Here is a 25901-nt window from a genome sequence, read left to right on the forward strand (position 1 = left end):
TTATGATACAAACAGAATCAAGATTAAAAGTAGCTGATAACACTGGAGCAAAAGAAGTATTAACAATACGTGTTCTAGGTGGTACTAAAAGAAGATACGCTTCTGTAGGAGACAAAATTGTTGTTACAGTTAAAGATGCGACACCTAATGGAAACATTAAAAAAGGTGCTGTTTCAACTGCAGTTGTTGTACGTACTAGAAAAGAAGTAAGAAGACCAGATGGATCTTATATTAGATTCGACGATAACGCATGTGTATTATTGAACCCTACAGGTGAAATGAGAGGTACACGTGTATTTGGTCCTGTTGCAAGAGAACTTCGTGATAAACAATTCATGAAAATTGTATCATTAGCACCTGAAGTGCTTTAATGCAAAATAAAATGACAAAGCTTAAAATTAAATCAGGAGATACTGTAAAAGTAATTGCTGGAGATCATAAAGGATCAGAAGGAAAAGTACTTCAAGTATTAATAGATAAGAACAAAGCGATTGTTGAGGGAATTAACTTGGTTAAGAAACATACTAAACCAAGTGCACAAAACCCTCAAGGTGGAATCGTAGAAAAAGAAGCAGCTATTCAAATTTCTAACTTATCATTGTTAACCTCAAAAGGTGATGCAACTAGAGTTGGATATAGAATGGAAGGCGATAATAAAGTAAGATTTTCAAAAAAATCAAACGAAGTAATATAGTTATGGCATATACACCTAGACTTAAAGAAGAGTACAAAAGCAGAGTAACTGCAGCTCTTACAGACGAATTTGGTTATAAAAATATTATGCAAGTGCCAAAACTTCAAAAGATAGTATTATCTAAAGGAGTTGGAGCAGCAGTTGCTGATAAAAAATTAATTGATCATGCAATTGATGAATTAACAACTATAACTGGACAAAAAACTGTTGCAACTATTTCTAAAAAAGATGTTGCATCATTCAAATTACGTAAAGGTATGCCAATTGGCGCAAAAGTTACTTTACGTGGAGAAAGAATGTACGAATTTTTAGATCGTTTAATTACTTCAGCCTTACCACGTGTAAGAGATTTTAATGGAATTAAAGCGACTGGATTTGATGGTAGAGGTAATTACAATTTAGGTATTACTGAACAAATTATTTTCCCTGAAATCGATATCGATAAGGTAAATAAAATTTCAGGAATGGATATTACATTTGTAACGACTGCTGCAACAGACAAAGAAGCAAAATCATTATTAACAGAATTAGGTTTACCTTTTCAAAAGAATTAAGATATGGCTAAAGAATCAATGAAAGCCCGTGAGGTAAAAAGAGCAAAAACAGTAGCTAAATATGCTGAAAAACGTAAAGCTTTAAAAGAAGCTGGAGATTATGAAGCATTACAAAAGTTACCTAAAAATGCTTCACCTGTAAGAATGCACAACCGTTGCAAACTAACAGGAAGACCTAAAGGTTATATGAGAACATTTGGTATTTCTCGTGTTACATTCAGAGAAATGGCCAATCAAGGTTTAATACCAGGAGTTAGAAAAGCTAGCTGGTAATATAAAAGAATTATAAACTGGTTTTAGGTTTAACAATAAAGTTAAAAACCGATTCCGAAATTTAATAACTATGAATACAGATCCAATAGCGGATTATTTAACAAGAATTAGAAATGCTGTGCGTGCTAACCACAGAGTGGTTGAAATACCTGCTTCTAATTTAAAAAAGGAAATTACTAAAATATTATTCGAACAAGGATATATTTTAAGTTACAAATTCGAAGATAATGCTGTACAAGGAACAATTAAAATTGCTCTTAAATACAACAAAGAAACAAAAGAATCTGTAATTAAAAAGATTCAAAGAATAAGTAAACCAGGTTTACGTAAGTATGCAAGTTCAAAAGAATTACCTAGAATTTTAAATGGTCTTGGTATTGCAATAGTTTCAACGTCTCATGGCGTAATGACTGGCAAACAAGCTCAAAGAAATAATGTAGGTGGAGAAGTACTTTGTTACGTTTACTAATTAAAAGCGAATAAGACATGTCAAGAATAGGTAATAACCCAGTAGCAATTCCAGCAGGAATTACAGTTGATATTAACGATAACGTTGTTACAGTAAAAGGGAAATTAGGAGAATTATCTCAAGAATTTTCTGCTGTTTCAATTAAAGTCGAAGATGGAAATGTATTTGTAGAGCGTCCTTCAGATTCTAAAGAACACAAAGCAAAACATGGTCTTTATAGATCTCTTATCAATAACATGATAAATGGAGTATCTAAAGGATGGACAAAACAATTAGAATTGGTAGGTGTTGGATATAGAGCATCAAACCAAGGACAAAAATTAGATTTAGCCTTAGGATTTTCTCACAATATTGTTTTAGATATTGCTTCTGAAGTGCAAGTAGAAACAATTTCAGATAAAGGAAAAAACCCAATTATTAAATTAACATCTTCAGACAAACAATTAGTTGGTCAAGTTGCTGCAAAAATACGTGGCTTCAGACCACCAGAGCCTTATAAAGGTAAAGGAGTTAAGTTTGTAGGAGAAGTATTAAGAAGAAAAGCAGGTAAATCAGCTTAATAATTAAGTTATGGCATTAACAAAGAACGAAAAACGATTAAGAATTAAAAGCAGAGTTCGTAAAATAGTTTCAGGAACTGAAGCTAGACCAAGATTGTCTGTTTTTAGAAGTAATAAAGAAATATATGCTCAAGTAATAGATGACGTATCTGGTAAAACTATCAGTGCAGCATCTTCTAGAGATAAAGACATTAGTTCTGCTAAAGGAACTAAATCAGAAATTGCTGGTTTAGTAGGTAAAGCAGTTGCTGAAAAAGCCCTTAAGGCAGGTGTAGATACTATCTCTTTCGATAGAGGTGGATACCAATACCATGGAAGAGTAAAATCATTAGCCGAAGGAGCTAGAGAAGCAGGACTTAAATTCTAAGAAATTATGTATCAGAAATACAAAAGCGCAGAGTTAGTAAAACCAAGTGGATTAGATCTTAAAGATCGTTTAGTTGGTGTTCAAAGAGTTACAAAAGTAACTAAAGGTGGTAGAGCCTTCGGATTTTCAGCAATTGTTGTTGTTGGAGATGAAGCAGGTGTTGTTGGTCACGGTTTAGGAAAATCTAAAGACGTTGCTAGTGCCATTGCTAAAGCAGTAGAAGATGCTAAGAAAAATTTAGTACGTATACCTTTAGTAAAAGGAACTTTACCACACGAACAAAAAGGTAAGTTTGGAGGAGCAAGAGTTAATATTATTCCTGCAGCTCCTGGTACAGGAGTTATTGCTGGAGGTGCTGTAAGAACAGTGCTTGAAGCAGTAGGAGTACACGATGTATTATCAAAATCTCAAGGGTCTTCAAATCCTCACAACGTTGTTAAAGCTACATTCGATGCATTATTACAGTTAAGAAATGCAAAAACTATAGCTCGTGATAGAGGTATATCACTAGAAAAAGTTTTTAAAGGTTAATAAAGGATAACGATGGCAAAGATTAAAGTTAAAAAAGTAAAAAGCGCAATCAATCGTACACAAAGACAAAAAAGAACTTTAGAAGCTCTTGGTCTTAAAAAGATTGGTCAAGTCGTAGAACACGATGCCACGCCAAACATCCTTGGTATGGTTAATAAAGTTAAACATTTAGTTTCTGTTGAAGAAACAAAATAATAAGATACTGAAATGGATTTAAGTAATTTAAAACCTGCAGAAGGTTCAGTTAAAAGTCAAGGAAAACGTATTGGACGTGGTCAAGGTTCTGGAAAAGGAGGCACTGCAACAAGAGGTCATAAAGGAGCGAAATCTCGTTCTGGATATTCTAAGAAAATTGGTTTTGAAGGTGGACAAATGCCACTTCAAAGACGTGTGCCAAAGTTTGGCTTTACTAATATAAATCGTAAAGAATATCAAGGAATTAATCTTGATACATTACAACAATTAGTAGACGAAAAGAAAATAAAAGATACTTTAGATTTTGAAACACTTGTTTCTTTAGGATTAGCTGGAAAAAATGAACTAGTTAAGATTTTAGGAAGAGGAGAATTAAAAGCTAAATTAAATGTATCTGCTCATAAGTTTACTGCTTCAGCAAAAGCTGCGATTGAAGCTGCAGGAGGAGAAACTGTAACTTTATAATCACAAACAAGCGCATGAAATTTATAGAGACACTAAAGAATGTTTGGAAAATAGAGGAATTAAGAAACAGAATCATTGTAACACTTGGTTTGTTATTAGTTTATCGTTTTGGCGCACAAGTGGTTTTACCTGGTATTGATGCTTCTCAATTGGAGAATTTGCAAAGCAATACAGAAACAGGATTATTAGGTTTACTTAATGCATTTACAGGAGGAGCATTTGCTAATGCATCTGTTTTTGCTTTAGGTATTATGCCTTATATCTCTGCTTCTATTGTAGTTCAGTTAATGGGAATAGCAATTCCTTATTTGCAAAAATTACAAAAAGAAGGAGCTAGTGGTCAAAAGAAAATAACACAGATTACTCGTTGGTTAACTATAGCAATATGTATGGTTCAAGCACCAGGATATTTAGCGAGTTTGCCAACTGCATTTGGAATTCCACAAAGTGCCTTTTTATTAGGTACTGGAGGATTATTCTATTTTTCATCTATAATTATATTAGTTACAGGCTGTATTTTTGCTATGTGGTTAGGAGAGAAAATTACTGATAAAGGTATTGGTAACGGAATCTCTTTATTAATTATGGTTGGTATTATTGCAACATTACCAAAATCATTTTTACAAAATGCATCTTCTAGATTAGAAGGAAATAACGTTATGTTAATTCTTTTTGAATTAGTAATATGGTTAGTAATCATATTAGCTTCAATCATGTTAGTTATGGCAGTAAGAAAAATTGCTGTACAATATGCAAGAAGAACTGCTTCTGGAGGTTACGAAAAAAATGTATTTGGATCAAGACAGTTTTTACCATTAAAATTAAATGCTTCTGGAGTTATGCCAATTATCTTTGCTCAAGCAATTATGTTTGTACCAAGTTTAATAGGAGGATCTTCATTCTTAAAAGATACAGGAGCAGGTCAATGGATGCAAACAAATTTTGCTGATATATTTGGATTTTGGTATAACCTTGTTTTTGCTTTATTAATTATTGTATTCACATATTTTTATACAGCAATTACAGTACCAACAAACAAAATGGCAGACGATTTAAAACGTAGTGGTGGTTTTATTCCTGGAATTCGTCCAGGTTCTGAAACTTCTGAATATTTAGATAAAATAATGTCTCAAATAACATTACCAGGATCTATATTCTTAGCATTAATAGCTGTGTTCCCAGCCTTTATAGTAAAGCTAATGAATGTACAATCTGGATGGGCTTTATTTTTCGGAGGAACATCATTATTAATTATGGTTGGAGTTGCAATTGATACTATGCAACAAGTAAATTCTTACTTGTTAAATAGACATTACGATGGCTTGATGAAAACAGGTAAAAATAGAAAAGCAGTAGCTTAATATATATACTATGGCAAAACAAGCAGCAATAGAACAAGATGGAACAATAATAGAAGCATTATCTAATGCTATGTTCCGTGTTGAACTAGAAAATGGTCACATTGTGACAGCGCATATATCTGGTAAAATGCGTATGCATTACATTAAATTATTACCAGGAGACAAAGTAAAATTAGAAATGAGTCCTTACGATTTAACTAAGGCTAGAATAACTTATAGATACTAACAAGATGAAAGTAAGAGCATCAGTTAAAAAAAGAAGTGCAGATTGTAAAATCGTGCGTAGAAAAGGTAGACTTTACGTAATTAACAAAAAGAATCCTAGATTCAAACAAAGACAAGGGTAGTTATGGCAAGAATTGCAGGTGTAGACATACCAAAAAACAAGAGAGGAGTAATTTCCTTAACTTATATCTATGGAATAGGTAGAAGTAGATCAAAAGAAATTTTAGCAGCAGCTAAAGTTGAAGAAAGTACAAAAGTTCAAGATTGGACAGACGACGAAATTAGTAATATTCGTGAAGCTGTTGGTTCTTTTACAATTGAAGGAGAACTACGTTCTGAAACTCAATTAAACATTAAGCGATTAATGGATATTGGTTGTTACAGAGGTATTCGTCATAGAGCTGGTCTTCCTTTAAGAGGACAACGTACTAAAAACAACTCTAGAACTAGAAAAGGTAGAAGAAAAACTGTTGCTAACAAAAAAATGGCAACTAAATAATTAAAAGACATTAGTCATTAGAGTTTAGAAGTTAGATGAATCTGTTTGAAATAGCAATGTTTAGGATTCTAACAACTAAAAACTAACAACTAGAAATCTAAAAAGATATGGCAAAGTCAAGTACTAAAAAGCGTAAAGTAATTGTAGATGCAGTAGGTGAAGCTCACGTAACAGCATCTTTTAATAACATTATTATTTCGCTTACAAATAAAAAAGGAGATGTAATTTCATGGTCTTCTGCTGGAAAAATGGGGTTTAGAGGTTCTAAAAAGAACACACCTTATGCAGCTCAATTAGCTGCTGAAGATGCAGCTGCAGTTGCACAAGAAGCAGGTTTAAAGAAAGTGAAAGTTTACGTAAAAGGTCCTGGAAATGGTAGAGAATCTGCTATTCGTTCTATCCACAATGCAGGTATTGAAGTAACAGAAATTATCGATGTTACTCCATTACCACATAATGGATGTCGTCCTCCAAAACGTAGAAGAGTATAATTAATACTATTTATAAAATTAATATCAGCTGTTTTTAATAGCTGATATTAATTTTTTATATGTAAATTTGCACTCTGAAAAAATAATTAACAAGTATCAACGAGAGAATAACGGTTATCGAAGGATAAGATTAAGACCTTAATTCATAATCACTCTCATAACTCAATTTAAGAAATGGCAAGATATACTGGTCCTAAAACTAAAATAGCTCGTAAATTTGGCGAGGCTATTTATGGAGAAGATAAATCTTTTGAAAAAAGAAATTATCCTCCTGGTCAACATGGTGCAAACAAGCGTCGTGGAAAGAAATCTGAATATGCTATCCAGTTAATGGAAAAGCAAAAAGCTAAATATACATATGGTGTATTAGAAAAGCAATTCAGAAACATGTTTAAAAAAGCAACAGCTGCTCCTGGAATTACAGGTGAAGTATTGCTTCAACTTTGTGAGTCTAGATTAGACAACGTTGTTTTTAGAATGGGAATCTCTCCTTCTAGAAGTGGTGCTAGACAATTAGTGTCTCACAGACACATTACAGTTAACGGTGAAATAGTAAATATTCCTTCTTACCAGTTAAAAGCTGGAGATGTTGTTGCTGTAAGAGAAAAATCAAAATCACTTGAAGCTATCGATAGATCTTTATCAAATTCAAGTGCTGTATACGAATGGATAACTTGGAATAACGAATTAAAGCAAGGAACGTATGTTTCTGTTCCTGCAAGAATTCAAATTCCAGAAAACATTAACGAACAATTCATCGTCGAATTATATTCTAAATAATAAATTAATAATATTGGTATTTAGCCAAAGGATTTATTGGTCTTCTTCAATCTTTTAAATCGCGCAACTAAATAACAATTAAAACGAAGAAATATATGGCAGTATTTAATTTTCAAAAACCAGACAAAGTAATCATGATTGATTCTACGGATTTTGAAGGGAAATTTGAATTTCGCCCTTTAGAACCTGGTTATGGATTAACAGTCGGAAATGCTTTAAGAAGAGTTTTATTATCTTCTTTAGAAGGATTTGCAGTAACTTCAGTTAGAATAGAAGGTGTAGATCATGAATTCTCTACAATTGCTGGTGTAGTTGAAGATGTTACCGAAATTATTTTAAATTTAAAACAAGTTCGTTTTAAAAGACAAATAGAAGATGTTGACAGCGAGTCTGTATCAATATCTATTTCTGGACAAAATCAAATTACAGCAGGAGATTTTCAAAAATTTATTTCAGGATTCCAAGTGTTAAATTCAGAATTAGTAATCTGTAACTTAGATCCTAAAGTAAATATTAATATGGAAATTACAATTGAAAAAGGGCGAGGATATGTTCCAGCAGAAGAAAATAAAAAAGCTTCAGCACCAATTGGAACAATCTTTACAGATTCAATTTATACTCCAATAAAAAATGTTAAGTATAGCATTGAAAACTATCGTGTAGAGCAAAAAACAGATTACGAAAAATTAGTTTTCGAAATTATTACTGATGGTTCAATTACGCCTCAAGATGCTTTAACAGAAGCAGCTAAAACTTTAATTCACCACTTCATGTTATTCTCAGATGAGAGAATTACTCTAGAAGCAGATGAAATTGCTCAAACAGAAACTTATGATGAAGAATCTCTTCACATGAGACAATTATTGAAAACTAAATTAGTTGATATGGATCTTTCTGTTCGTGCTCTTAATTGTTTAAAAGCAGCAGAAGTAGATACTTTAGGAGACTTAGTATCATTTAATAAAAACGACTTAATGAAATTCCGTAACTTCGGTAAAAAATCATTAACAGAGCTAGAAGAGCTTGTAAATGTTAAAGGTTTAAACTTTGGTATGGACTTGTCAAAATACAAACTAGATAAAGATTAATTAATCATATTTTGCTCCTCGCAAGTCGAGTTTAGTAGCAAGATGATAAAACAAATGTCATGAGACACGGAAAAAAAATAAATCACTTAAGTAGAAAAACAGCTCACAGAAAATCAATGTTGGCTAATATGGCTTGTTCTTTAATAGAGCACAAACGTATTAATACGACTGTTGCTAAAGCTAAAGCTTTAAAACAATTTGTAGAGCCTTTAGTAACTAAATCTAAAGAAGATACAACTCATAACAGACGTATTGTTATGGCACGTTTAAGACAAAAAGAAGCTGTAGCAGAATTATTCAGAGATGTTGCTGCCAAAGTTGGTGATAGACCAGGAGGATACACAAGAATTATTAAACTTGGTAACCGTTTAGGTGATAATGCTGATATGGCAATGATAGAATTAGTTGATTACAACGAAATCTACAATGCAGATAAAGCTAAAAAGAAAACAACTAGAAGAAGTAGAAGAGGTGGTTCTAAACCAGCTGAAACTGCTGCTCCTGCAACTGAAACTAAAGCTTCTAACGAAGAAGAATAGAATTAGTTTCTGTTAATATATGTTAATTAATAAAGGATGAACCAATTATGTTCATCCTTTTTTTATATTTGCACCTTAAATTTTAGAACCATGAACAAATATTTAATATTCCTACTTGCTTTAACGGTAAACTTTTCATTTTCTCAATCTGCTTCAATTTCTTCTAGAAATGATTTTTCAAACTCTAGAACATTGATGTCTAATAATGGGTTATGGATAACTAATAGTACTGCTAGTTCAGAAATAAAAGGAACTCCATATTTGTTTGATTCTTGGAACTCTGATAATGCATTAATTTATATGTCAGATAATAGAGCCTATAAAATTAGATCTATAAATTATAATGTACAATTAGAGCGTTTTGAAGCAAAATTTGCTGAAGATTCTGTTCTAGCTCTAAATCCTAAAAACATAAAAAAAATAGACATAAATAGCAGAACGTTTAAGCGCTATCTAGATCCTCAATATCAAAGAAATTCTTATTTCGAAGAATTAGTAAAAACAAAATCTTTAACTATTTTAAGAAAATTTGAAACAGAAATTGTTGAAGGAAATTTTAACCCAATGACTCAACAAAAAATTACTCCAGATCAAATGGTTAAAATTGAAAAGTATTACTCCACAGAAGATGGTGAAACACTATCTGAAATGAAACTTTCAAAAGGAGCTATATTAAAATTAATTGATTCAGATAAGAAAGATGCTGTAAAACAGCATGCAAAAGATAATAGCCTTAACTATAAAGATATTAATGATCTTAAAGCAATTATAAAGTATTATAATACGTTATAAGAAAATTCATTTAGTAATTAGTTTTATTTATCTTTAAAACTAATTACTAAATGAATTAAAATGAAGCCTCTAATAAACCTATTATTTCTTTTTTGTTTTGCTAATATTAGTTTAGCACAAACAATGACCTCGACTTTATCAACTACTGGAAGCCAGTCTTGGGCTACAAGGCCTGTTACTACTGCAGATATGTTTCCAGATGAAGTTTTTCAAAAAAGTATTTTTAATAAATATGAAGGAACCAAATATCTATATGATACATGGGAAATGCCAGCTAGAATTGTTACAACTTCAGACAGAGAATTAAGATTAAATAACATTAATTTTAATATTAAAGACAATAGGTTTGAAACAGAAACTTTAGGCGATTCATTATTTATTTTTAATAGCGATAAGATTCAATTTGTAGAAACTCTTGAAGCCACCTATATAAAATTAAAAATTCCAAATTCTAATAAGATTGGTTTTTTTGAGAAGCTTTTGGATTTAAAACATATTACATTATATAAACATCCAGAATTGATAATTACAGAAGGGACTTTAAACCCATTAACTCAAATAAAGAGTCCAGATGTTTATACTAGGTCAGATGCTTATTTCTACATGAAAAGTAAATCTTCCCTTAATGAGATTAAACTAAAGAAAAAGTCTATTTTAAGAGCATTTTCAAATAAAGAAAAAGAAATTTCTAGTTTTGTAAAAGAGAATAAACTTGGATACACCACAGAAGAAGATTTAATAAAGATTCTCACTTATTATGATTCTCTTTAATAAAGAAATCATAAAAAAGGATAAACATTTTAGTTTATCCTTTTTTTTATGCAATTTTGCAAAACTTTTTTAATCATGAAATACAACAAACGAGAAAAAGCAATCGTATTATTATCAGATGGAACCATTTTTCATGGTAAAGCCATCGGTAAAACAGGTACTGCCTTTGGTGAAGTCTGCTTTAATACAGGAATGACTGGTTATCAAGAAATTTTTACAGATCCTTCTTATTTTGGTCAATTAATGGTTGCTACCAATGCACATATTGGAAACTATGGCACTCAAAAAGATGAAGTAGAATCTAATTCAATTAAAATATCTGGTCTTATTTGTAAAAATTTTAGTTACGAGTATTCTCGTGATGCAGCAGATGCTTCTTTAGAGGAATTTTTAAACATCAACAATTTATTTGCAATTTCAGATGTAGATACTAGAGCTTTAGTTAGTTACATTAGAGATCATGGAGCTATGAATGCAGTTATCTCGACAGAAGTTGATAATATAGAAGGACTTAAAAAGCAATTAGCTGAAGTTCCTGAAATGAATGGCTTAGAACTAGCATCTAAAGTATCTACTAAAGAACCTTATTATTTTGGCAATGAAAATGCTACTTATAAAATTGCAGCTCTAGACATTGGAATAAAAACAAATATTCTTAGAAATTTAGCTAATAGAGATGCATATATAAAAGTATTTCCATACAATGCAAAATTTGAAGAATTAGAAGCATTTAAACCAGACGGCTATTTTTTATCTAATGGACCTGGAGATCCAGAACCATTGGTAGAAGCTCAAGCAGTTGCAAAAGAAATTATTAAAAGAGATTTACCTTTATTTGGCATTTGTCTAGGACATCAAGTTATTGCATTGGCAAATGGTATTTCAACTTATAAAATGCATCATGGTCACAGAGGAATCAATCATCCTGTTAAAAACTTAATTACTGGTAAGGGTGAAATTACCTCTCAAAACCATGGATTTGCTATTAATAGAGAAGAAACAGAAGCACATTCTGATATAGAAATTACACATGTACATTTAAACGATCATACAGTTGCTGGTATTCGAATGAAAAACAAAAATTGCTTTTCGGTTCAATACCATCCAGAAGCTAGTCCTGGTCCACACGACTCATCATATTTGTTCGATCAGTTTATAGAAAACATAAAAAATAAATAACTAAAAACCTCAAAGAAGACTTATTTCCTTGAGGTTTTTTAAATAAGAATTAAATTAATTATAAAATTTTAAAAATGAGTATTATTATCAACATTCACGCCAGACAAATTTTAGATTCAAGAGGAAATCCAACCATTGAAGTTGATGTAGTTACCGAAAATGGTATTATGGGAAGAGCTGCTGTACCTTCTGGAGCTTCAACTGGAGAACATGAGGCTGTAGAGCTACGTGATGGTGGAAACGCTTATATGGGAAAAGGTGTTTTAAAAGCTGTAGATAATGTAAATTCATTAATAGCTCAAGAATTGCTTGGAACATCTGTTTTCGAACAAAATCTTATAGATAAAATAATGATTGATTTAGATGGTACACCTAACAAATCTAAATTAGGCGCTAATGCTATTTTAGGAGTCTCGTTAGCTGCTGCTAAAGCTGCTGCAAATGAGTTAGGAATGCCTTTGTATAGATATGTTGGTGGAGTATCTGCTAACACGCTTCCAGTACCAATGATGAATATTATTAATGGAGGTTCGCATAGCGATGCACCAATTGCATTTCAGGAATTTATGATTATGCCTGTAAAAGCTTCAAATTTTACACAAGCCATGCAGATGGGAACTGAAATATTCCATCATTTAAAAAAAGTATTACATGATAGAAGTTTAAGTACTGCTGTAGGAGACGAAGGTGGTTTTGCTCCAAATTTAGCTGGAGGAACCGAAGATGCTTTAGACACTATTAAAAAAGCAGTTGATAATGCAGGTTATACTTTAGGCGATGATATTATGATTGCTCTAGATTGTGCTTCAGCTGAATTCTATATCAATGGAAAATACGATTACACAAAATTTGAAGGCGATAAAGGAAAAGTAAGAACCAGTAAAGAACAAGCTGATTATTTAGCTGAATTAGTTTCAAAGTATCCAATTATTTCGATTGAAGATGGAATGGATGAAAACGATTGGGAAGGTTGGAAATATTTAACCGAATTAATTGGAGATAAAGTTCAATTAGTTGGTGACGATTTATTTGTAACGAATGTTGAAAGATTATCAAAAGGTATTAAAAATAGCATTGCTAACTCTATTTTAATAAAAGTGAATCAAATTGGTACACTAACCGAAACCATTGCTGCAGTTAACATGGCTCATAATGCAGGTTATACGTCTGTGATGTCTCATCGTTCAGGAGAAACAGAAGATTATACTATTGCAGATTTAGCAGTTGCTCTAAATTGTGGGCAAATTAAAACTGGATCTGCTTCACGAAGCGACAGAATGTCTAAATACAATCAGTTATTACGTATTGAAGAAGAATTAGATGAAGTAGCTTATTTTCCTGGAAAAAACGCTTTCAAAGTGAGATAGATAGTTCAAAACAAATTTTTTAAAAAGCGATTATTATTCATCTAATAATCGCTTTCTTTTTACAATACATTGTACTAACATTTTTATTGTTAAAACCTTTGTTAAGAGCTTTAATAATCGTTAGATATTTTGTAAATTCGCAAAACGAAAAAAGACAATACATTATATTAATATTTTTTACAAAATATGTCAGATAAAGCTAGATTAGAAATTAAAGGCAAAACATATGAATTCCCACTAATTGAAGGAACAGAAAATGAAGTAGCCATAGATATAAAAAACTTAAGAAGCACAACAGAAGGTGTTATCACTCTCGATCCAGGTTATAAAAATACAGGATCATGTGAAAGTGCTATTACGTTTCTAGATGGCGAAAAAGGAATTTTAAGATATCGTGGATATTCTATTGAAGAGCTAGCTGATAAGGCTGATTTCTTAGAAGTTGCTTTTTTGTTAATTTTTGGAGAATTACCTAATAAAGAGCAATTAGAAAAATTTCATACAGATATTAAAGCGCAATCTGTTGTAGATGAGGATATTCGTAAAATTGTAGATGCTTTTCCAAAATCGGCTCACCCAATGGGAGTTATTGCATCTCTTACAAGTGCCTTAACTGCTTTTAATCCTTCTTCGGTTAATGTTAATTCTGAAGAAGATATGTATAAAGCTATTGTAAAGATATTAGGAAAATTTCCAGTATTAGTAGCTTGGACTTTCAGAAAAAAGAATGGTTTACCATTAGATTATGGCGATAAAAACTTAGGGTATGTTGAAAACATCTTAAAAATGATGTTTAAATTACCAAACGAAGAATATAAGTTTAATCCAATTGTAATAGACGCTTTAGATAAATTGTTAATTCTTCATGCAGACCACGAACAAAATTGTTCAACATCTACAGTAAGAATTGCTGGTTCATCTCATGTTGGTTTATTTGCATCTCTTTCTACAGGTATTTCTGCACTTTGGGGACCACTTCATGGTGGAGCAAACCAAGCTGTTTTAGAAATGCTTGAAGCTATTAAAGAAGATGGTGGAGATACTAATAAATTTATGTCTAAAGCAAAAGATAAAGAAGATCCATTTAGATTAATGGGCTTTGGACATAGAGTTTATAAAAATTTCGACCCAAGAGCTAAGATTATTAAAAAAGCTGCAGACGAAATTTTAAACGATCTAGGTGTTGAAGATCCAATTTTAAATATAGCAAAGGCTTTAGAACAAGAAGCTTTAATTGATCCATATTTTGTTGACAGGAAATTATATCCTAATGTAGATTTCTATTCTGGTATTATTTATAGAGCAATGGGAATACCAACAGATATGTTTACAGTTATGTTTGCTTTAGGTCGCTTACCAGGTTGGATTGCACAATGGAGAGAAATGCGTTTAAACAATGAACCAATTGGTCGTCCACGTCAAATTTATATTGGCGAAACTTTAAGACCTTTTAAAACTATTGATAAGCGTTAATTATATAATTAAAATTTATTAAAGCTTCATTTTTATTAATGAAGCTTTTTTTATACTTTATATTTTTTTAAAGATAAACTCACTTTAAATAATAAATTATATTTTAGGTTTGTAACACTATGATAAAACTAAACGTAAAAAACGAGACATCTAGATTAAGAGCAGTTGTATTAGGAACAGCCATAAGTAATGGTCCAACACCAACTGTAGATCAAGCATACGATCCAAAGTCTTTAGAGCATATTAAAGCAGGAACATATCCTATAGAAGCAGATATGGTTAAGGAGATGGAAGCAGTAGCTAAGGTATTCGAAAAATACAACGTAAAAGTGTATAGACCAGAATTGATTAAAGATTGTAATCAGATTTTTACTCGTGACATAGCTTTTGTAATTGACAATGTTTTTGTGAAAGCAAACATTTTACCTAATCGCGAAGAAGAATTAGAAGCTATTCAATATATAATAGACCAAATAGACCCAGACAAAGTAGTAAGGCCACCAAAAGAAGTCCATATAGAAGGTGGAGACGTGATGTTATGGAATAGCCATATTTTTATTGGTACTTATAAAGGTAGCGATTATAAGAACTACATTACTGCTAGAACAAATATGGCAGGCGTAAAATATATAAAGGATTTGTTTCCAAATAAAATTGTTAAGGAATTTGATTTAGTGAAATCTAAAATTGAGCCTAGAGATAATGCTTTACATTTAGATTGCTGTTTTCAGCCTGTTGGAAAAAATAAAGGGATTATTTACAAGAGTGGTTTTAGAGAAGAAAGCGACTATATGTATTTAGTCGATTTGTTTGGTAAAGAGAATTTGTTTCATATAACTAGAGAAGAAATGTACAATATGAATAGTAATGTGTTTTCAATTTCTGAAGATGTAGTTATTTCTGAAAAGAATTTTACCAGATTGAAAACTTGGTTAAGAGAAAACGGAATAACTGTTGAAGAGGTACCTTATGCAGAAATAGCTAAACAAGAAGGTTTGTTACGTTGTTCTACTTTGCCTCTTATAAGAGACTAACTCGGTTAATTTAATAATATAAACTAAAAAAGGTCTTCAAAATATTTGAAGACCTTTTTTAGTTGAAAATAGTCAGTTTATTTTATTATTAATTTTTTTGAAGTTCTTTTATCGCCATTTTCGAAAACAGCTAGATATACACCATCTTTTAAATGATTTAGATTAATTGAAGCTTGTTGTTTAGAAATTGATTTTTGAAAAACTTGTTTCCCAAGAATATCATACACCATAAAACGTGTAGGTACATTCAAAGCTGTATTTATAGCAATATTAACTTGACCTCTTGTTGGGTTTGGATACATACTAATATTAGATTCTAAAGAATAAGACTCTGTGTTTAAGACATTAAAATCAACTTCAGCAAAAAACATAGCAGCACCTAAAGATCCTTTGGTCACTTCATATAAATAAGAAGGGTCCATATTTACAAGAAGATCGTTTGGACCATGAGCATAAGGTGTTTCGTTAGATTCATATAACCCAGTAATAACCTCATTGTTATCTTCAAAAGGCATATAATCTGAAGCATATGCATAAGATATTTCTGTGTTTAAATTAGAGTATAATTCTATACAAGTAGCCAATTGACCAGTAACAATATTTGAAGCTGCATTATTGGTGGTAGGAGAATTACTTTGATCTCTTTCGCAAACAATAGTATTATTTACCATACCATCTACACCACCAACTTCATCTATATTAAAAACCAACTTAATATCTAAATTTTGTGGAATTACAGTATTATCTACATAATAATTACTACCTACTAATCCATCTTCTTCACCACTAAAATGAATAAATTTAATAGAATATTCCGTTGGTACATTTGCAAGTAATCTAGCTAGCTCCATAATTAAAACTGTTCCAGAACCATTGTCGTTTGTTCCTGGACCATTAATAGTATCGTAATGCGCATCAATAATTATAAAAGTGTTTGGATATGTAGTACCAGTTTTTGTTACAATAATGTTATTGCTTGTTCCAGAAGAATAAGTAAACTCTTGTAATTCTATGTTTGTATAACCTAAATTTGAATAACGAGTTGTAATCCAGTTTTGAGCATTAGTTAGTCTTGTAGAACCAACATTTTTAATGCCAAAATTTTCAAAAGTTATTAAATCGTTAGTAATATTTGTTTGAGATACATTGCTAACAACATCTCCATAATAAGTGTTGAACGTTTGGGAAAATGAAGCTGAGCTTATAAAAAAAATAAGAACAAACAAATTGAAGGTAAGGTAATAATGTTTCATTTAATTAGATATAGGGCTGCTAATTTAATAGAAAATAAAAATATCTACTAATATACAACACATATAATAGTAACTGTAGCAGTTTCACCAACTCTTATAGTGCCAAAATCCTCGCCTATTTTATAATCAAAACGATTAATTTCTATTTCCCCTTCAAAAGTATTTTTTTTAAATGAAAAAGGTATCTCTACAGTCTTAGTAACTCCATGTATGGTTAAATTGCCAGTTGTTTTATAGCCTTCGCGGGTTTTCGTTACAGAAGTTGATGTAAAACAAATGGTTGGGTACTTATCTACTTCAAAAAAATCGGCAGAATGCAAATGGTTGTCTCGTTTCTCATTTTTTGTATTGAGGGTCTTTGCGTCAATACAAATATCAAAACTCGAATTTGCTACATCAGTTTCACTAAAATTAAAATCACCTTTCATACCTGTAAAATTACCCTTTACTGTAAAAATACCTCCACCAGTTATTTTAAATTTTACTTCAGATTTATCAGTATTAATAGTTTGTGCTTGTATAAAGCTGAAACATAAAGAACTGATAAATAATATAATGATTTGAATAGTTTTCATAATAGTGTTTTTATAGTAATAACCTGTTTCAGATAAAGTTAAAAAAAAGGAACTACATCTCTATAATTAGTTTCTTATATTTTAGTTAAATGTTGATTTTTGGTTTGCTATTGGTTTTTACTTTTAGAAATTGATAATAAAAACTAAAGAAAAAACACTGATAAAGACCCAAAGAATGGTTGAAAATAGAATAGGTTTAAAACCAGTTTCTTTAATATCTTTAACACTTAAACTGGCTCCAACTAAAAATAAAGTAATTATAAGTAGTCTTTTAGAAATATCTACCAATCTTAATGAAACCAATTCTGGGATTAAATGATAACTATTAATTAGCATGGCTGCAATAAACCCTAAGATAAAATATGGAATTTTAATTTTTTGATTTTTAGACTTAAACAGTGCCATAGCAAAAAAAGATAATGGAATAATCCATAATGTTCGAGCCAATTTTACAGTTGTGGCAATTTGCAAAGCTTGATCTCCATATTCTAAAGCAGCTCCAACTACAGAGCTTGTATCATGAATAGCTATGGCACACCAAGTTCCAAATTGTGTTTGTGATAGATGAAATAGATGTCCAAGCGAAGGAAAAATTAATAAGGCAATTGAGTTTAGTAGGAAAACAATACCAATAGCAATACTAATGGTCTTAGGGTTTGCTTTAATTACTGGAGAAATTGCAGCAATGGCACTTCCTCCACAAATAGAAGTGCCAGAGGTCATTAAAAAACCAAGCTTTTTATCAATTTTTAAAACCTTAATAAGTAGTAACCCAAGACCAATTGTTATAAAAATTGATAAAGCTGTAATTACAAAACCTTCTTTACTAGCTTTAATGGTTTCGATTACAGACATACCAAAACCAAGACCAATTATTGAAATTTTTAAAAGTATCTGGATTGCTCTTTTAGACTGTACAGGAAACGGATGGCCTAGAACTAATGTAAAAAGAAAACCTAAAATAAGAGCTACAGGACTTGAAATAAAATTTAAAGCAGCTAAAATTATTATAATGATATAAACGCTTATTTGACTTATTCGTTTCATTAGATATTCTTTTTATAACTCTGCTAAATTAGAAATAAGTAATAACTTTCATACAATATCTTTATCTTAAATCTAGATTAAACGTAATAGTTGGTTTAATTTTCAAATGAAGAAAAAAAGGTTTACATATAGTAAACCTTTCAAATTTTAAAATCAACTTTAATATTATTTACATTTCGTTCTAATTGATTATAAATTTCTTTTTTTAAAAAAGGAAGAATCACAGCGACCTTTATGGTTTCTCTACTTCTTTTTCCTCAAGGGTTATAATCTCACGATTTTTAACATACTTGTCAAACCAGTTTATTTGTTCCCATAATACATGCTCGATGGATTCCTTTGCTCTGTAACCATGATCTTCAAATGGTAATAAGACCAATCTTGCAGTACCTCCTGAACCTCTTACAGCTTCATAAAACACTTCAGACTGAAAAGTTAGTGTGCCAGGATTTGAATCATCATTTCCATGAATAATCAATATAGGCTCATTGACTTTGTTGGCAAAGAAAGTTGGAGAGCAGTCGATATAAGATTCGGTAGCTTCAAAAAGTGAACGACGTTCACCTTGAAATCCGTATGGTTGATTTGTTTTATTGTAGGAACCACTTCGTGCAATACCTGCAGCAAACAAATCAGAATGTGCTAATAAATTAGCCACCATCAAGCCTCCATGGCTATGACCAATAATTCCAATTCTTTCTGGATCTGCTATACCCATTTCCACAGCTTTATTAACTGCAGCTTCGGCATCAGCTACCAATTGTGGAACAAATGTATCATATACAGTTTCAGGATCACCAATCATTGGCATTGCAGTATTATCTAATACAGCATATCCTCTCATTAAAAAATATTTGTGTGATGGACCATATATTCGCATAAAGCGATTGGAAGACCCTCTAACTTGTCCAGCAGTTTTGCCACCAGAATATTCTAATGGATAAGCATACACAACAGTTGGTAATTTTGTTCCTTCCTTATATCCTGGAGGCAACAGCAATTGAAAACTTAATTCAATACCATCATTCCTTTGGTATTTAACAATCTTGTTTTCTATCTGTCTTAATTCAGGACTTGGGTCTTTAAATGTTGTAATTGGATGTTTTGTTATTGCTCTGGTACTTTCTCCAGCATCTGCCGCAATTGTTTCTCCAAATGTTGCTAAATATAAATTGGGTACTTCTGTTGTAGATTCAGAACTCATGATGAAGGTGTTGGGAGTAGCAGCAAAGTCAATGAAGTACTCATATTTATCTTTATCACTTCGGAATATTCTTTGTGTTTCTCCAGTTTCAATGTTTCGCTGGTCTACAAAAGGACGATCTCCATCTTCGCTTCCACCATTTCCACGGAAATAAATAGAACCATCTTCCACTTTAAAAACATATTTACCATTATTCAGTTGAGTGAAAATAGGATAACCAGGATCATTATAGAAATCATTTTCATCTAGATCAAACCATAATTTAGATGTGTTTTTGTCAACATCAAGAAGCCAGACATAACGCCATCTTTTCATGCGCTCTCTCTGGTAAACCATTAGCATTCCGTCTTTTTGTCCCCACATGGTTCCTTGTATACGATGTTCTGCTTTAAATACTTCATTAGGTTTGTTATTAAATGGAGCTTCCCAACTCATAAGCCTGTCTCTGTATTCTACTTCTGCTACTGGATTACCACCATCCAATGCTTCTGTCCAAAACAAAGTATGTGGTGCTGTAGGTTGCCAAGAAACATTTCTTGGTCCAGTAATAACACCATGTATAGGAACTTCGTTAGCAAGAGGTTGGTTAACAACTGTTTTTACTAGTTTCCCATCAAGATTCCATACTTCAGCATCATTTGCAAATCGCCACCAAGCTACTTCATGCGACCATGGTTTTTTTAATCTTTCTACTAATAAGTAATTTCCATCTGGAGAAATATCTGCAGACATATATGATGCCGATGGTCCAATTACTTTTATTTTTTTTGTTTTGGTATTATAGATTACTAATTCACATTGTGTGTAGTAACTAAACAATTCATCATCGTATGTTGTTTCAAGAAGGTTTCTTGATTCATAGGTTGATCTTGCCGAAGCTCCTGCATCTTCGAGGATCATTGGGCCATTAGGGATAGAAGGTTCTTGTGGAACTGGACCACGATTATGAATTCTTCTAATTAAAATATCTTCTTGATTTGGTAGCCATTTCACAGCTTGATCCATAAGTGGATTAAGAATAATGTCTTGTACTTTTTCTACTTTGCCACTAATATCACCTAACCATAATTCAACTCGATCTTCAAATGCAACAGACAAAGCAAAACGCTGACCGTCAACTGTCCAGTCCGTTGAAATAACTTCTGCATCTTTCGGAATATTTATGGGAACCGTTTTGCCATCTTTTACTGTGACTATTCTTGGTGAAGTACCTCCATGTCTTCCATGGTAGTAATTGTTTTTTGGATTGACACGTGTTCCAGCAAGTTTAAGCATAGGTCCAGCTAATTCTGATAAGCTAGGGTAGTAAATAGGATCTGTAAGAATCATGTGTGTGCTTGGAGGAGACGTGGACGTTCTAGGTAATTGAGGTGCATAAAGAACTTTAAGGATATCTTCATCTGGAGACTTCCATCCATTGGTATTGTCTTCCTGTGCAAAAGATTCTAAACTGTTTAATAAGCCAATGAAAAAGAGAAATGGTAGAATAAAAACTAATTTTTTCATATTTAAGATATTTAGTAATCAATAATAATGTACACTAATATACTTATTATCCATAAATTTTCTAGATATAACAACTTATTAGTTTTTTAAAAGTGACGAAAAGGTGACAAGTTTTATGATAGCATCTGCTATCATGTAAAACAAAAAAGGATTTACAGTTAAGTAAATCCTTTTTTGATTTATGAGGTTCCTGACTTTGCAGGAATTATTTAAACTAATTCCACAAACAAACCATCATCATTCTTCTCAACTTTAGCCAACTTGCTTTTAGTTAGGCCTTTTATGGTTTTGTCCCATTTCTTATTGCTTAATCCTGATTGAGCTTTTAACACATTTAAGTCTATTGGCGATGTAGCTTTAAGGAGTTTGAAAACGGCTTTTTCATCTTCGGTCATTTCAACAGCTTTTTTCTCTGGTCTCATTTGAGGGAAGAATAACACTTCCTGAATAGACTGATTATTGGTTAAAAACATGATGAGTCTGTCCATACCAATTCCCATTCCTGATGTTGGTGGCATACCATATTCTAAAGCACGTAAAAAGTCGTAATCAATAAATTCGGTAGCTTCATCGTCTCCTTTTGCAGCAAGTTTTAATTGGTGTTCAAAACGTTCACGTTGATCTATAGGGTCGTTCAATTCAGAATAAGCATTGGCAATTTCCTTACCACAAACCATAAGTTCAAAACGTTCCGTTAATTCCGGATTCTCTCTATGTTCTTTACATAAAGGACTCATTTCTTTTGGGTAATCTGTAATGAAAGTTGGTTGAATGTAGTTTCCTTCGCATTTTTCACCAAAAATTTCATCAATCAGCTTGCCTTTTCCCATGGTGTCATCTACTTCAATCCCCATGTCTTTAGCAGCTTGTTTTATTTCAGCTTCACTCTTGCCAGTAATATCAAACCCTGTAAAATGCTTGATGGAATCTGCCATTGTTACTCTTGCATAAGGAGCTTTAAAATCTATGTCGTGTTTTCCAAAAGAAGCTTTAGTAGTCCCATTTACAGCCATAGCGCAATGTTCTAATAATTGCTCGCAGAAATCCATCATCCAATTGTAGTCTTTATAGGCTACATAAATTTCCATTGCTGTAAATTCTGGATTGTGAGTTCTATCCATACCTTCGTTTCGGAAGTTTTTAGAGAACTCATATACACCTTCAAAACCTCCAACAATAAGACGTTTTAAATACAACTCGTTGGCAATTCGCATATACAACGGCATATCTAAACTGTTATGGTGCGTTACAAATGGTCTTGCAGCAGCTCCTCCTGGAATTGGTTGTAGGATTGGTGTTTCAACTTCAAAATAACCTGCATCATTGAAGAAAGTACGCATGGCATTAAAAAGTTTGGTTCTTTTAATAAACACTTCTTTTACATGTGGATTTACTACTAAATCTGCATATCGTTGTCTAAAACGTTGTTCAGGATCTGTAAAGGCATCATATACATTGCCTTCGGCATCTGTTCTTGGTAATGGTAATGGCCTAAGTGCTTTACTTAAAATAACAAAGTCTTTTACTTTCACCGTTTTTTCACCAACTTTTGTTGTAAATAATTCGCCTTCAACACCAATAAAATCTCCTATATCTAATAGTTTCTTATAAATGGTATTGTATTTTGTTTTGTCGTCTCCAGAACAAATCTCGTCTCTATTAAAATACACTTGTATTCTGCCTTCACTATCTTGAATTTCAGCAAAACTAGCATTCCCTTGAATTCTACGTGACATTAAACGACCAGCTATAATCACCTTTTTTCCTTCAGAAAAATTTTGCTTTACTTGTTTAGAAGTGTGGTTATAAGGAAATAAATCTGCTGGATATGGATTGATGCCTAATTCGCGTAATTTAGCGAGCTTGTCTCTACGTACTAATTCTTGTTCTGATAATTGCGACATATATAATGGAATTGTATATTTTTAAAGGCACAAAGATAATTACTATTAGTTAGGATATCAATTTATTATATTGGAAAATGTTATGTAACAAATAGCGAGTTTATTATACTAATAAGTATATTTCATCAATTAAAATTAATCAAATGAGTTTTTGGCGTGTTTTACTTTCCATTTTTTGCCCTCCTTTAGCAGTAATCGATAAAGGTTGTGGCTCTATTATTATTGTGTTTTTATTATGGCTTTGTGGCTGGGTTCCTGGAGTAATTGCAGCACTCGTTATTTTAAATAATCCGAAGTCATAAAATTGTATCTTTGCAGTCTATGAATAAAATTATCGAGCTACAAGATTTAGGTTCTAAAGATTATAAAGATACTTGGGATTATCAGGAAACTTTATTCAAAAGTATTGTAGATACTAAAATAAAGAACAGACGAGAAGATGCTAATCTAGATACACAAAATTATTTTTTGTTTGTAGAACATCCTCACGTTTATACTTTAGGAAAAAGTGGCGATATGACTAATTTACTTATAAACGAAGAGCAACTAAAAGCCAAAGGCGCTAGTTTTTATAAAGTGAATAGAGGAGGAGATATTACGTATCATGGTCCAGGGCAGATAGTTGGTTATCCAATTTTAGATTTAGAAAACTTTTTTACAGATATCCATAAGTACCTACGTTTATTAGAAGAAATGATTATTCTTACCTTAGCTGAATACGGTCTTAAAGCCGAGCGTAGTAAAGGAGAAACAGGTGTTTGGCTAGATGTAGGAACTCCATTTGCCAGAAAAATTTGCGCTATGGGAGTTCGTGCCAGCAGATGGGTTACTATGCATGGTTTTGCTCTTAATGTAAATGCCAATTTGGGTTATTTTGATAATATGATTCCGTGTGGAATTCGTGGGAAAGCCGTAACGTCTTTACATGTAGAACTTGGAAAAAAAGAAGTAGATGAAGCTGAAGTGAAACAGAAATTATTGAAGCACTTTGCTATACTTTTTGAAGCTGAAGTTGTTAAGAAAGAAGTAAAGGTTTAGGTTATTATTAGACCTTTTTTAATACATTTTCCCCAGTAACAGCCATAGCAGTTAATACTCCAGAAAATAAGGCACCTCCAACACCTGCTGTTACTATATCTTGACCTGTTAGGTAAAAGTTTTTAATTGGTGTTCTTGGTTTTAAAAAGGGTTGTCTAAATCTAGAAGGACTATGGTCTAAACCATACACTTCTCCTTTATGGTAATTAACAAAATGCTGTGTGGTTAGAGGTGTAGATAATTCATAACAATTTATTTTTCCTTCCACTTGTGGTAATTGTTTGTATAGTTCTTTCAGCAAGCGTTGCGCAATATTTTCTTTAATTGCTTCATATTCGTCTCCTCTTTTTTTCCACGAGGTATCAGACCATTTTTCAAAGGTTTCATAAGGTACTAAAGTAATAATATCAATGGAGCTTTTATCTGGATAGCGATTGGACCAATCTGGATCTTTAGCTGAAGGAAAAGAGAGATATACCACTGGAAATGGCTGTGATAAATCTTCTAAATAATTTTTAACACAAGTGTCATGGTCACCTTTTTCAGGATAAATCCAATAATTAGTTTTTGGAATTTGAAGCTCTTCTGGAGAGCCTTCTAATCCAATATATAAACTAACATGCGCTACTGAAGGCTTTACTTTTTGTAGTTGTTTATTCAGTTGGTGTTTTTTAATAATATTTGGAGGTAATAATTTTTTATAAGTTGTAATTATTCCAGCACTACTAACGATGTTTTTTGAGAGAAATTCTTTTCCATCTTTCATCTTTACACCAATCGCCTTATTTTTTTCAATAATAACATGGTCAACTTCTGCACTAACTAAAATGGTGCCTCCAGCTGATTCTATAACAGGATCTATGGTATTAACAATTTGAGAAGAGCCTCCAATAGGAAAATTCCCACCATCAAAATAATGTCTAGCTACAGATGCATGCATGGAAAAACTACTTTCTTTAGGAGGTAATCCATAATCGCCATATTGACCTGTTAGAACTTTTATTAATTCTTCGTTTTTAGTAAGCGAGCTTAATACTTCGTAAGTAGTTTTATCTGAATATTTATGAAATGGTTTTTTTAAATATTTTCCAAAAAATGTATTCCATAGAGGAGAAATAGCTTTACTTATGTAATAGTTCTTACTGGTTTTAACAGCTTTAAAAACCATATCTATGTAAGTATTTATGGCTTGTTCTTCTTCAGGGAAATAAGAAATCATTTTTGCTTTGAAGTTTTTAACGCCTTTCACAAAATCGTATTGTTTATCACCAATAATGATTTTATCGTAAACCTCTCCCATGTCAGCCCATTTTAATTTACCATCACTTACATAATCAAATAGTTTTTTCAACATGCTGTTTTCTCTTTGGACTTCACCTATATAGTGAATGCCAACATCCCATTCGTAACCTTTACGCTTGAAAACATGTGTGAAACCTCCAGGAGTATAATGTCGTTCTAATACTAAAACCTTTTGCCCTTCTTTAGCAAGGATAGCAGCAGTAGTAAGTCCACCCATTCCAGATCCAATAATAATAGAGTCGTATTTGTCTTGTAAAAGTGGTTTTTGTTTGTAAGATTGAATCATGGAATATATTTTCAACCAAAATACAAAATAGACGGAACTTATTTTTTAAAAATTTAATTTACGCTTTTTGTTGAGTAGT

32 protein-coding genes are annotated in these 25901 nt (G+C 31.8%); 26 read left to right on the plus strand and 6 right to left on the minus strand.

Annotated elements, in window-relative coordinates; translation table 11 throughout:
• Positions 1 to 2: 2 nt before the first annotated feature.
• From rplN to LX78_RS08785, 24 genes are all read left to right on the plus strand, one after another.
• The gene (gene rplN, locus LX78_RS08670; protein WP_007650464.1) at positions 3 to 371 is read left to right on the plus strand and encodes a 50S ribosomal protein L14; all 369 of its coding nucleotides are present in this window, start codon (positions 3 to 5) and stop codon (positions 369 to 371) included.
• Positions 372 to 382: 11 nt separating this feature from the next.
• Positions 383 to 694, plus strand: a complete 312-nt coding sequence (rplX, locus tag LX78_RS08675; RefSeq protein WP_109682307.1) for a 50S ribosomal protein L24 — start codon at positions 383 to 385, stop codon at positions 692 to 694.
• Positions 695 to 696: 2 nt separating this feature from the next.
• Positions 697 to 1248, plus strand: a complete 552-nt coding sequence (gene rplE, locus LX78_RS08680) for a 50S ribosomal protein L5 (protein ID WP_109682253.1) — start codon at positions 697 to 699, stop codon at positions 1246 to 1248.
• Between the two features lie 3 nt (positions 1249 to 1251).
• A complete protein-coding gene (gene rpsN, locus LX78_RS08685; protein ID WP_034043320.1) occupies positions 1252 to 1521 on the plus strand; it encodes a 30S ribosomal protein S14 in 270 nt (89 codons plus the stop codon).
• A 70-nt stretch (positions 1522 to 1591) separates the two neighbouring features.
• Positions 1592 to 1990 (plus strand): 30S ribosomal protein S8, encoded by a 399-nt coding sequence (gene rpsH / locus LX78_RS08690; protein ID WP_109682254.1) that lies wholly within the window; start codon positions 1592 to 1594, stop codon positions 1988 to 1990.
• 17 nt (positions 1991 to 2007) lie between these two features.
• Positions 2008 to 2550: a 50S ribosomal protein L6 gene (rplF, locus tag LX78_RS08695; protein ID WP_109682255.1), complete on the plus strand. Its 543-nt coding sequence runs from the start codon at positions 2008 to 2010 to the stop codon at positions 2548 to 2550.
• Positions 2551 to 2560: 10 nt separating this feature from the next.
• Entirely contained in the window at positions 2561 to 2917 is a 357-nt protein-coding gene (gene rplR, locus LX78_RS08700; RefSeq protein WP_109682256.1) for a 50S ribosomal protein L18, read from the plus strand.
• Positions 2918 to 2923: 6 nt separating this feature from the next.
• Positions 2924 to 3448: a 30S ribosomal protein S5 gene (gene rpsE / locus LX78_RS08705; RefSeq protein WP_109682257.1), complete on the plus strand. Its 525-nt coding sequence runs from the start codon at positions 2924 to 2926 to the stop codon at positions 3446 to 3448.
• A 12-nt stretch (positions 3449 to 3460) separates the two neighbouring features.
• Positions 3461 to 3643 (plus strand): 50S ribosomal protein L30, encoded by a 183-nt coding sequence (rpmD, locus tag LX78_RS08710; protein ID WP_109682258.1) that lies wholly within the window; start codon positions 3461 to 3463, stop codon positions 3641 to 3643.
• Between the two features lie 12 nt (positions 3644 to 3655).
• Positions 3656 to 4108: a 50S ribosomal protein L15 gene (gene rplO, locus LX78_RS08715; protein WP_109682259.1), complete on the plus strand. Its 453-nt coding sequence runs from the start codon at positions 3656 to 3658 to the stop codon at positions 4106 to 4108.
• Between the two features lie 14 nt (positions 4109 to 4122).
• A complete protein-coding gene (gene secY, locus LX78_RS08720) occupies positions 4123 to 5469 on the plus strand; it encodes a preprotein translocase subunit SecY (RefSeq protein ID WP_109682260.1) in 1347 nt (448 codons plus the stop codon).
• 10 nt (positions 5470 to 5479) lie between these two features.
• On the plus strand, positions 5480 to 5695 hold the full coding sequence (gene infA / locus LX78_RS08725; RefSeq protein ID WP_007094967.1) for a translation initiation factor IF-1: 216 nt from the start codon (positions 5480 to 5482) through the stop codon (positions 5693 to 5695).
• 4 nt (positions 5696 to 5699) lie between these two features.
• A complete protein-coding gene (ykgO, locus tag LX78_RS08730) occupies positions 5700 to 5816 on the plus strand; it encodes a type B 50S ribosomal protein L36 (protein ID WP_013305171.1) in 117 nt (38 codons plus the stop codon).
• A 2-nt stretch (positions 5817 to 5818) separates the two neighbouring features.
• Positions 5819 to 6193 (plus strand): 30S ribosomal protein S13, encoded by a 375-nt coding sequence (gene rpsM / locus LX78_RS08735; RefSeq protein WP_109682261.1) that lies wholly within the window; start codon positions 5819 to 5821, stop codon positions 6191 to 6193.
• A 107-nt stretch (positions 6194 to 6300) separates the two neighbouring features.
• The gene (gene rpsK, locus LX78_RS08740; protein ID WP_109682262.1) at positions 6301 to 6684 is read left to right on the plus strand and encodes a 30S ribosomal protein S11; all 384 of its coding nucleotides are present in this window, start codon (positions 6301 to 6303) and stop codon (positions 6682 to 6684) included.
• Positions 6685 to 6858: 174 nt separating this feature from the next.
• The gene (gene rpsD / locus LX78_RS08745; protein ID WP_109682263.1) at positions 6859 to 7464 is read left to right on the plus strand and encodes a 30S ribosomal protein S4; all 606 of its coding nucleotides are present in this window, start codon (positions 6859 to 6861) and stop codon (positions 7462 to 7464) included.
• 95 nt (positions 7465 to 7559) lie between these two features.
• Positions 7560 to 8552, plus strand: coding sequence for a DNA-directed RNA polymerase subunit alpha (locus tag LX78_RS08750; RefSeq protein WP_109682264.1), 993 nt, complete (start codon positions 7560 to 7562; stop codon positions 8550 to 8552).
• 59 nt (positions 8553 to 8611) lie between these two features.
• On the plus strand, positions 8612 to 9091 hold the full coding sequence (gene rplQ, locus LX78_RS08755) for a 50S ribosomal protein L17 (protein ID WP_109682265.1): 480 nt from the start codon (positions 8612 to 8614) through the stop codon (positions 9089 to 9091).
• A 90-nt stretch (positions 9092 to 9181) separates the two neighbouring features.
• A complete protein-coding gene (locus tag LX78_RS08760; protein WP_109682266.1) occupies positions 9182 to 9883 on the plus strand; it encodes a hypothetical protein in 702 nt (233 codons plus the stop codon).
• 60 nt (positions 9884 to 9943) lie between these two features.
• Positions 9944 to 10654 carry a hypothetical protein gene (locus LX78_RS08765; RefSeq protein ID WP_170109827.1) on the plus strand — a complete coding sequence of 237 codons (711 nt, stop codon included), beginning with the start codon at positions 9944 to 9946 and terminating at the stop codon, positions 10652 to 10654.
• Positions 10655 to 10729: 75 nt separating this feature from the next.
• Positions 10730 to 11833: a glutamine-hydrolyzing carbamoyl-phosphate synthase small subunit gene (gene carA / locus LX78_RS08770; RefSeq protein ID WP_109682268.1), complete on the plus strand. Its 1104-nt coding sequence runs from the start codon at positions 10730 to 10732 to the stop codon at positions 11831 to 11833.
• Positions 11834 to 11907: 74 nt separating this feature from the next.
• Positions 11908 to 13200 carry a phosphopyruvate hydratase gene (gene eno, locus LX78_RS08775; RefSeq protein ID WP_109682269.1) on the plus strand — a complete coding sequence of 431 codons (1293 nt, stop codon included), beginning with the start codon at positions 11908 to 11910 and terminating at the stop codon, positions 13198 to 13200.
• 186 nt (positions 13201 to 13386) lie between these two features.
• On the plus strand, positions 13387 to 14673 hold the full coding sequence (locus tag LX78_RS08780; protein ID WP_109682270.1) for a citrate synthase: 1287 nt from the start codon (positions 13387 to 13389) through the stop codon (positions 14671 to 14673).
• Between the two features lie 119 nt (positions 14674 to 14792).
• On the plus strand, positions 14793 to 15707 hold the full coding sequence (locus tag LX78_RS08785; RefSeq protein WP_109682271.1) for a dimethylarginine dimethylaminohydrolase family protein: 915 nt from the start codon (positions 14793 to 14795) through the stop codon (positions 15705 to 15707).
• 77 nt (positions 15708 to 15784) lie between these two features.
• Here LX78_RS08785 and LX78_RS08790 read toward each other — a convergent pair whose 3' ends face one another.
• The 5 genes from LX78_RS08790 to lysS form a co-directional block, all read right to left on the minus strand.
• Entirely contained in the window at positions 15785 to 16960 is a 1176-nt protein-coding gene (locus LX78_RS08790; RefSeq protein WP_109682272.1) for a M28 family peptidase, read from the minus strand.
• Positions 16961 to 17007: 47 nt separating this feature from the next.
• Positions 17008 to 17535: a YceI family protein gene (locus LX78_RS08795; protein ID WP_109682273.1), complete on the minus strand. Its 528-nt coding sequence runs from the start codon at positions 17533 to 17535 to the stop codon at positions 17008 to 17010.
• Positions 17536 to 17658: 123 nt separating this feature from the next.
• Positions 17659 to 18582, minus strand: coding sequence for a YeiH family protein (locus tag LX78_RS08800; RefSeq protein WP_109682274.1), 924 nt, complete (start codon positions 18580 to 18582; stop codon positions 17659 to 17661).
• Positions 18583 to 18814: 232 nt separating this feature from the next.
• Positions 18815 to 21292: an alpha/beta hydrolase family protein gene (locus tag LX78_RS08805; protein ID WP_109682275.1), complete on the minus strand. Its 2478-nt coding sequence runs from the start codon at positions 21290 to 21292 to the stop codon at positions 18815 to 18817.
• A gap of 209 nt (positions 21293 to 21501) precedes the next feature.
• Positions 21502 to 23196, minus strand: a complete 1695-nt coding sequence (gene lysS / locus LX78_RS08810) for a lysine--tRNA ligase (protein WP_109682276.1) — start codon at positions 23194 to 23196, stop codon at positions 21502 to 21504.
• Positions 23197 to 23339: 143 nt separating this feature from the next.
• Between lysS and LX78_RS08815 the strand changes: the two genes are divergently transcribed.
• Positions 23340 to 23498, plus strand: coding sequence for a YqaE/Pmp3 family membrane protein (locus LX78_RS08815; RefSeq protein WP_109308696.1), 159 nt, complete (start codon positions 23340 to 23342; stop codon positions 23496 to 23498).
• 19 nt (positions 23499 to 23517) lie between these two features.
• Positions 23518 to 24234 carry a lipoyl(octanoyl) transferase LipB gene (gene lipB, locus LX78_RS08820; RefSeq protein ID WP_109682277.1) on the plus strand — a complete coding sequence of 239 codons (717 nt, stop codon included), beginning with the start codon at positions 23518 to 23520 and terminating at the stop codon, positions 24232 to 24234.
• Positions 24235 to 24241: 7 nt separating this feature from the next.
• On the opposite strand, the gene LX78_RS08825 is transcribed toward lipB, so the two are convergent.
• A complete protein-coding gene (locus LX78_RS08825; protein WP_109682278.1) occupies positions 24242 to 25822 on the minus strand; it encodes a phytoene desaturase family protein in 1581 nt (526 codons plus the stop codon).
• Positions 25823 to 25901: the final 79 nt, after the last annotated feature.

It is taken from the genome of Xanthomarina spongicola, assembly GCF_003148645.1.
Taxonomy (GTDB): domain Bacteria; phylum Bacteroidota; class Bacteroidia; order Flavobacteriales; family Flavobacteriaceae; genus Xanthomarina; species Xanthomarina spongicola.

Excerpts from the sequence above, each read along its gene's own strand:
- rplN (WP_007650464.1), top strand. The coding sequence starts at position 3 with ATGATACAAACAGAATCAAGATTAAAAGTAGCTGATAACACTGGAGCA.
- rplX (WP_109682307.1), top strand. The coding sequence starts at position 383 with ATGACAAAGCTTAAAATTAAATCAGGAGATACTGTAAAAGTAATTGCT.
- rplE (WP_109682253.1), top strand. The coding sequence starts at position 697 with ATGGCATATACACCTAGACTTAAAGAAGAGTACAAAAGCAGAGTAACT.
- rpsN (WP_034043320.1), top strand. The coding sequence starts at position 1,252 with ATGGCTAAAGAATCAATGAAAGCCCGTGAGGTAAAAAGAGCAAAAACA.
- rpsH (WP_109682254.1), top strand. The coding sequence starts at position 1,592 with ATGAATACAGATCCAATAGCGGATTATTTAACAAGAATTAGAAATGCT.
- rplF (WP_109682255.1), top strand. The coding sequence starts at position 2,008 with ATGTCAAGAATAGGTAATAACCCAGTAGCAATTCCAGCAGGAATTACA.
- rplR (WP_109682256.1), top strand. The coding sequence starts at position 2,561 with ATGGCATTAACAAAGAACGAAAAACGATTAAGAATTAAAAGCAGAGTT.
- rpsE (WP_109682257.1), top strand. The coding sequence starts at position 2,924 with ATGTATCAGAAATACAAAAGCGCAGAGTTAGTAAAACCAAGTGGATTA.
- rpmD (WP_109682258.1), top strand. The coding sequence starts at position 3,461 with ATGGCAAAGATTAAAGTTAAAAAAGTAAAAAGCGCAATCAATCGTACA.
- rplO (WP_109682259.1), top strand. The coding sequence starts at position 3,656 with ATGGATTTAAGTAATTTAAAACCTGCAGAAGGTTCAGTTAAAAGTCAA.
- secY (WP_109682260.1), top strand. The coding sequence starts at position 4,123 with ATGAAATTTATAGAGACACTAAAGAATGTTTGGAAAATAGAGGAATTA.
- infA (WP_007094967.1), top strand. The coding sequence starts at position 5,480 with ATGGCAAAACAAGCAGCAATAGAACAAGATGGAACAATAATAGAAGCA.
- ykgO (WP_013305171.1), top strand. The coding sequence starts at position 5,700 with ATGAAAGTAAGAGCATCAGTTAAAAAAAGAAGTGCAGATTGTAAAATC.
- rpsM (WP_109682261.1), top strand. The coding sequence starts at position 5,819 with ATGGCAAGAATTGCAGGTGTAGACATACCAAAAAACAAGAGAGGAGTA.
- rpsK (WP_109682262.1), top strand. The coding sequence starts at position 6,301 with ATGGCAAAGTCAAGTACTAAAAAGCGTAAAGTAATTGTAGATGCAGTA.
- rpsD (WP_109682263.1), top strand. The coding sequence starts at position 6,859 with ATGGCAAGATATACTGGTCCTAAAACTAAAATAGCTCGTAAATTTGGC.
- LX78_RS08750 (WP_109682264.1), top strand. The coding sequence starts at position 7,560 with ATGGCAGTATTTAATTTTCAAAAACCAGACAAAGTAATCATGATTGAT.
- rplQ (WP_109682265.1), top strand. The coding sequence starts at position 8,612 with ATGAGACACGGAAAAAAAATAAATCACTTAAGTAGAAAAACAGCTCAC.
- LX78_RS08760 (WP_109682266.1), top strand. The coding sequence starts at position 9,182 with ATGAACAAATATTTAATATTCCTACTTGCTTTAACGGTAAACTTTTCA.
- LX78_RS08765 (WP_170109827.1), top strand. The coding sequence starts at position 9,944 with ATGAAGCCTCTAATAAACCTATTATTTCTTTTTTGTTTTGCTAATATT.
- carA (WP_109682268.1), top strand. The coding sequence starts at position 10,730 with ATGAAATACAACAAACGAGAAAAAGCAATCGTATTATTATCAGATGGA.
- eno (WP_109682269.1), top strand. The coding sequence starts at position 11,908 with ATGAGTATTATTATCAACATTCACGCCAGACAAATTTTAGATTCAAGA.
- LX78_RS08780 (WP_109682270.1), top strand. The coding sequence starts at position 13,387 with ATGTCAGATAAAGCTAGATTAGAAATTAAAGGCAAAACATATGAATTC.
- LX78_RS08785 (WP_109682271.1), top strand. The coding sequence starts at position 14,793 with ATGATAAAACTAAACGTAAAAAACGAGACATCTAGATTAAGAGCAGTT.
- LX78_RS08790 (WP_109682272.1), bottom strand. The coding sequence starts at position 16,960 with ATGAAACATTATTACCTTACCTTCAATTTGTTTGTTCTTATTTTTTTT.
- LX78_RS08795 (WP_109682273.1), bottom strand. The coding sequence starts at position 17,535 with ATGAAAACTATTCAAATCATTATATTATTTATCAGTTCTTTATGTTTC.
- LX78_RS08800 (WP_109682274.1), bottom strand. The coding sequence starts at position 18,582 with ATGAAACGAATAAGTCAAATAAGCGTTTATATCATTATAATAATTTTA.
- LX78_RS08805 (WP_109682275.1), bottom strand. The coding sequence starts at position 21,292 with ATGAAAAAATTAGTTTTTATTCTACCATTTCTCTTTTTCATTGGCTTA.
- lysS (WP_109682276.1), bottom strand. The coding sequence starts at position 23,196 with ATGTCGCAATTATCAGAACAAGAATTAGTACGTAGAGACAAGCTCGCT.
- LX78_RS08815 (WP_109308696.1), top strand. The coding sequence starts at position 23,340 with ATGAGTTTTTGGCGTGTTTTACTTTCCATTTTTTGCCCTCCTTTAGCA.
- lipB (WP_109682277.1), top strand. The coding sequence starts at position 23,518 with ATGAATAAAATTATCGAGCTACAAGATTTAGGTTCTAAAGATTATAAA.
- LX78_RS08825 (WP_109682278.1), bottom strand. The coding sequence starts at position 25,822 with ATGATTCAATCTTACAAACAAAAACCACTTTTACAAGACAAATACGAC.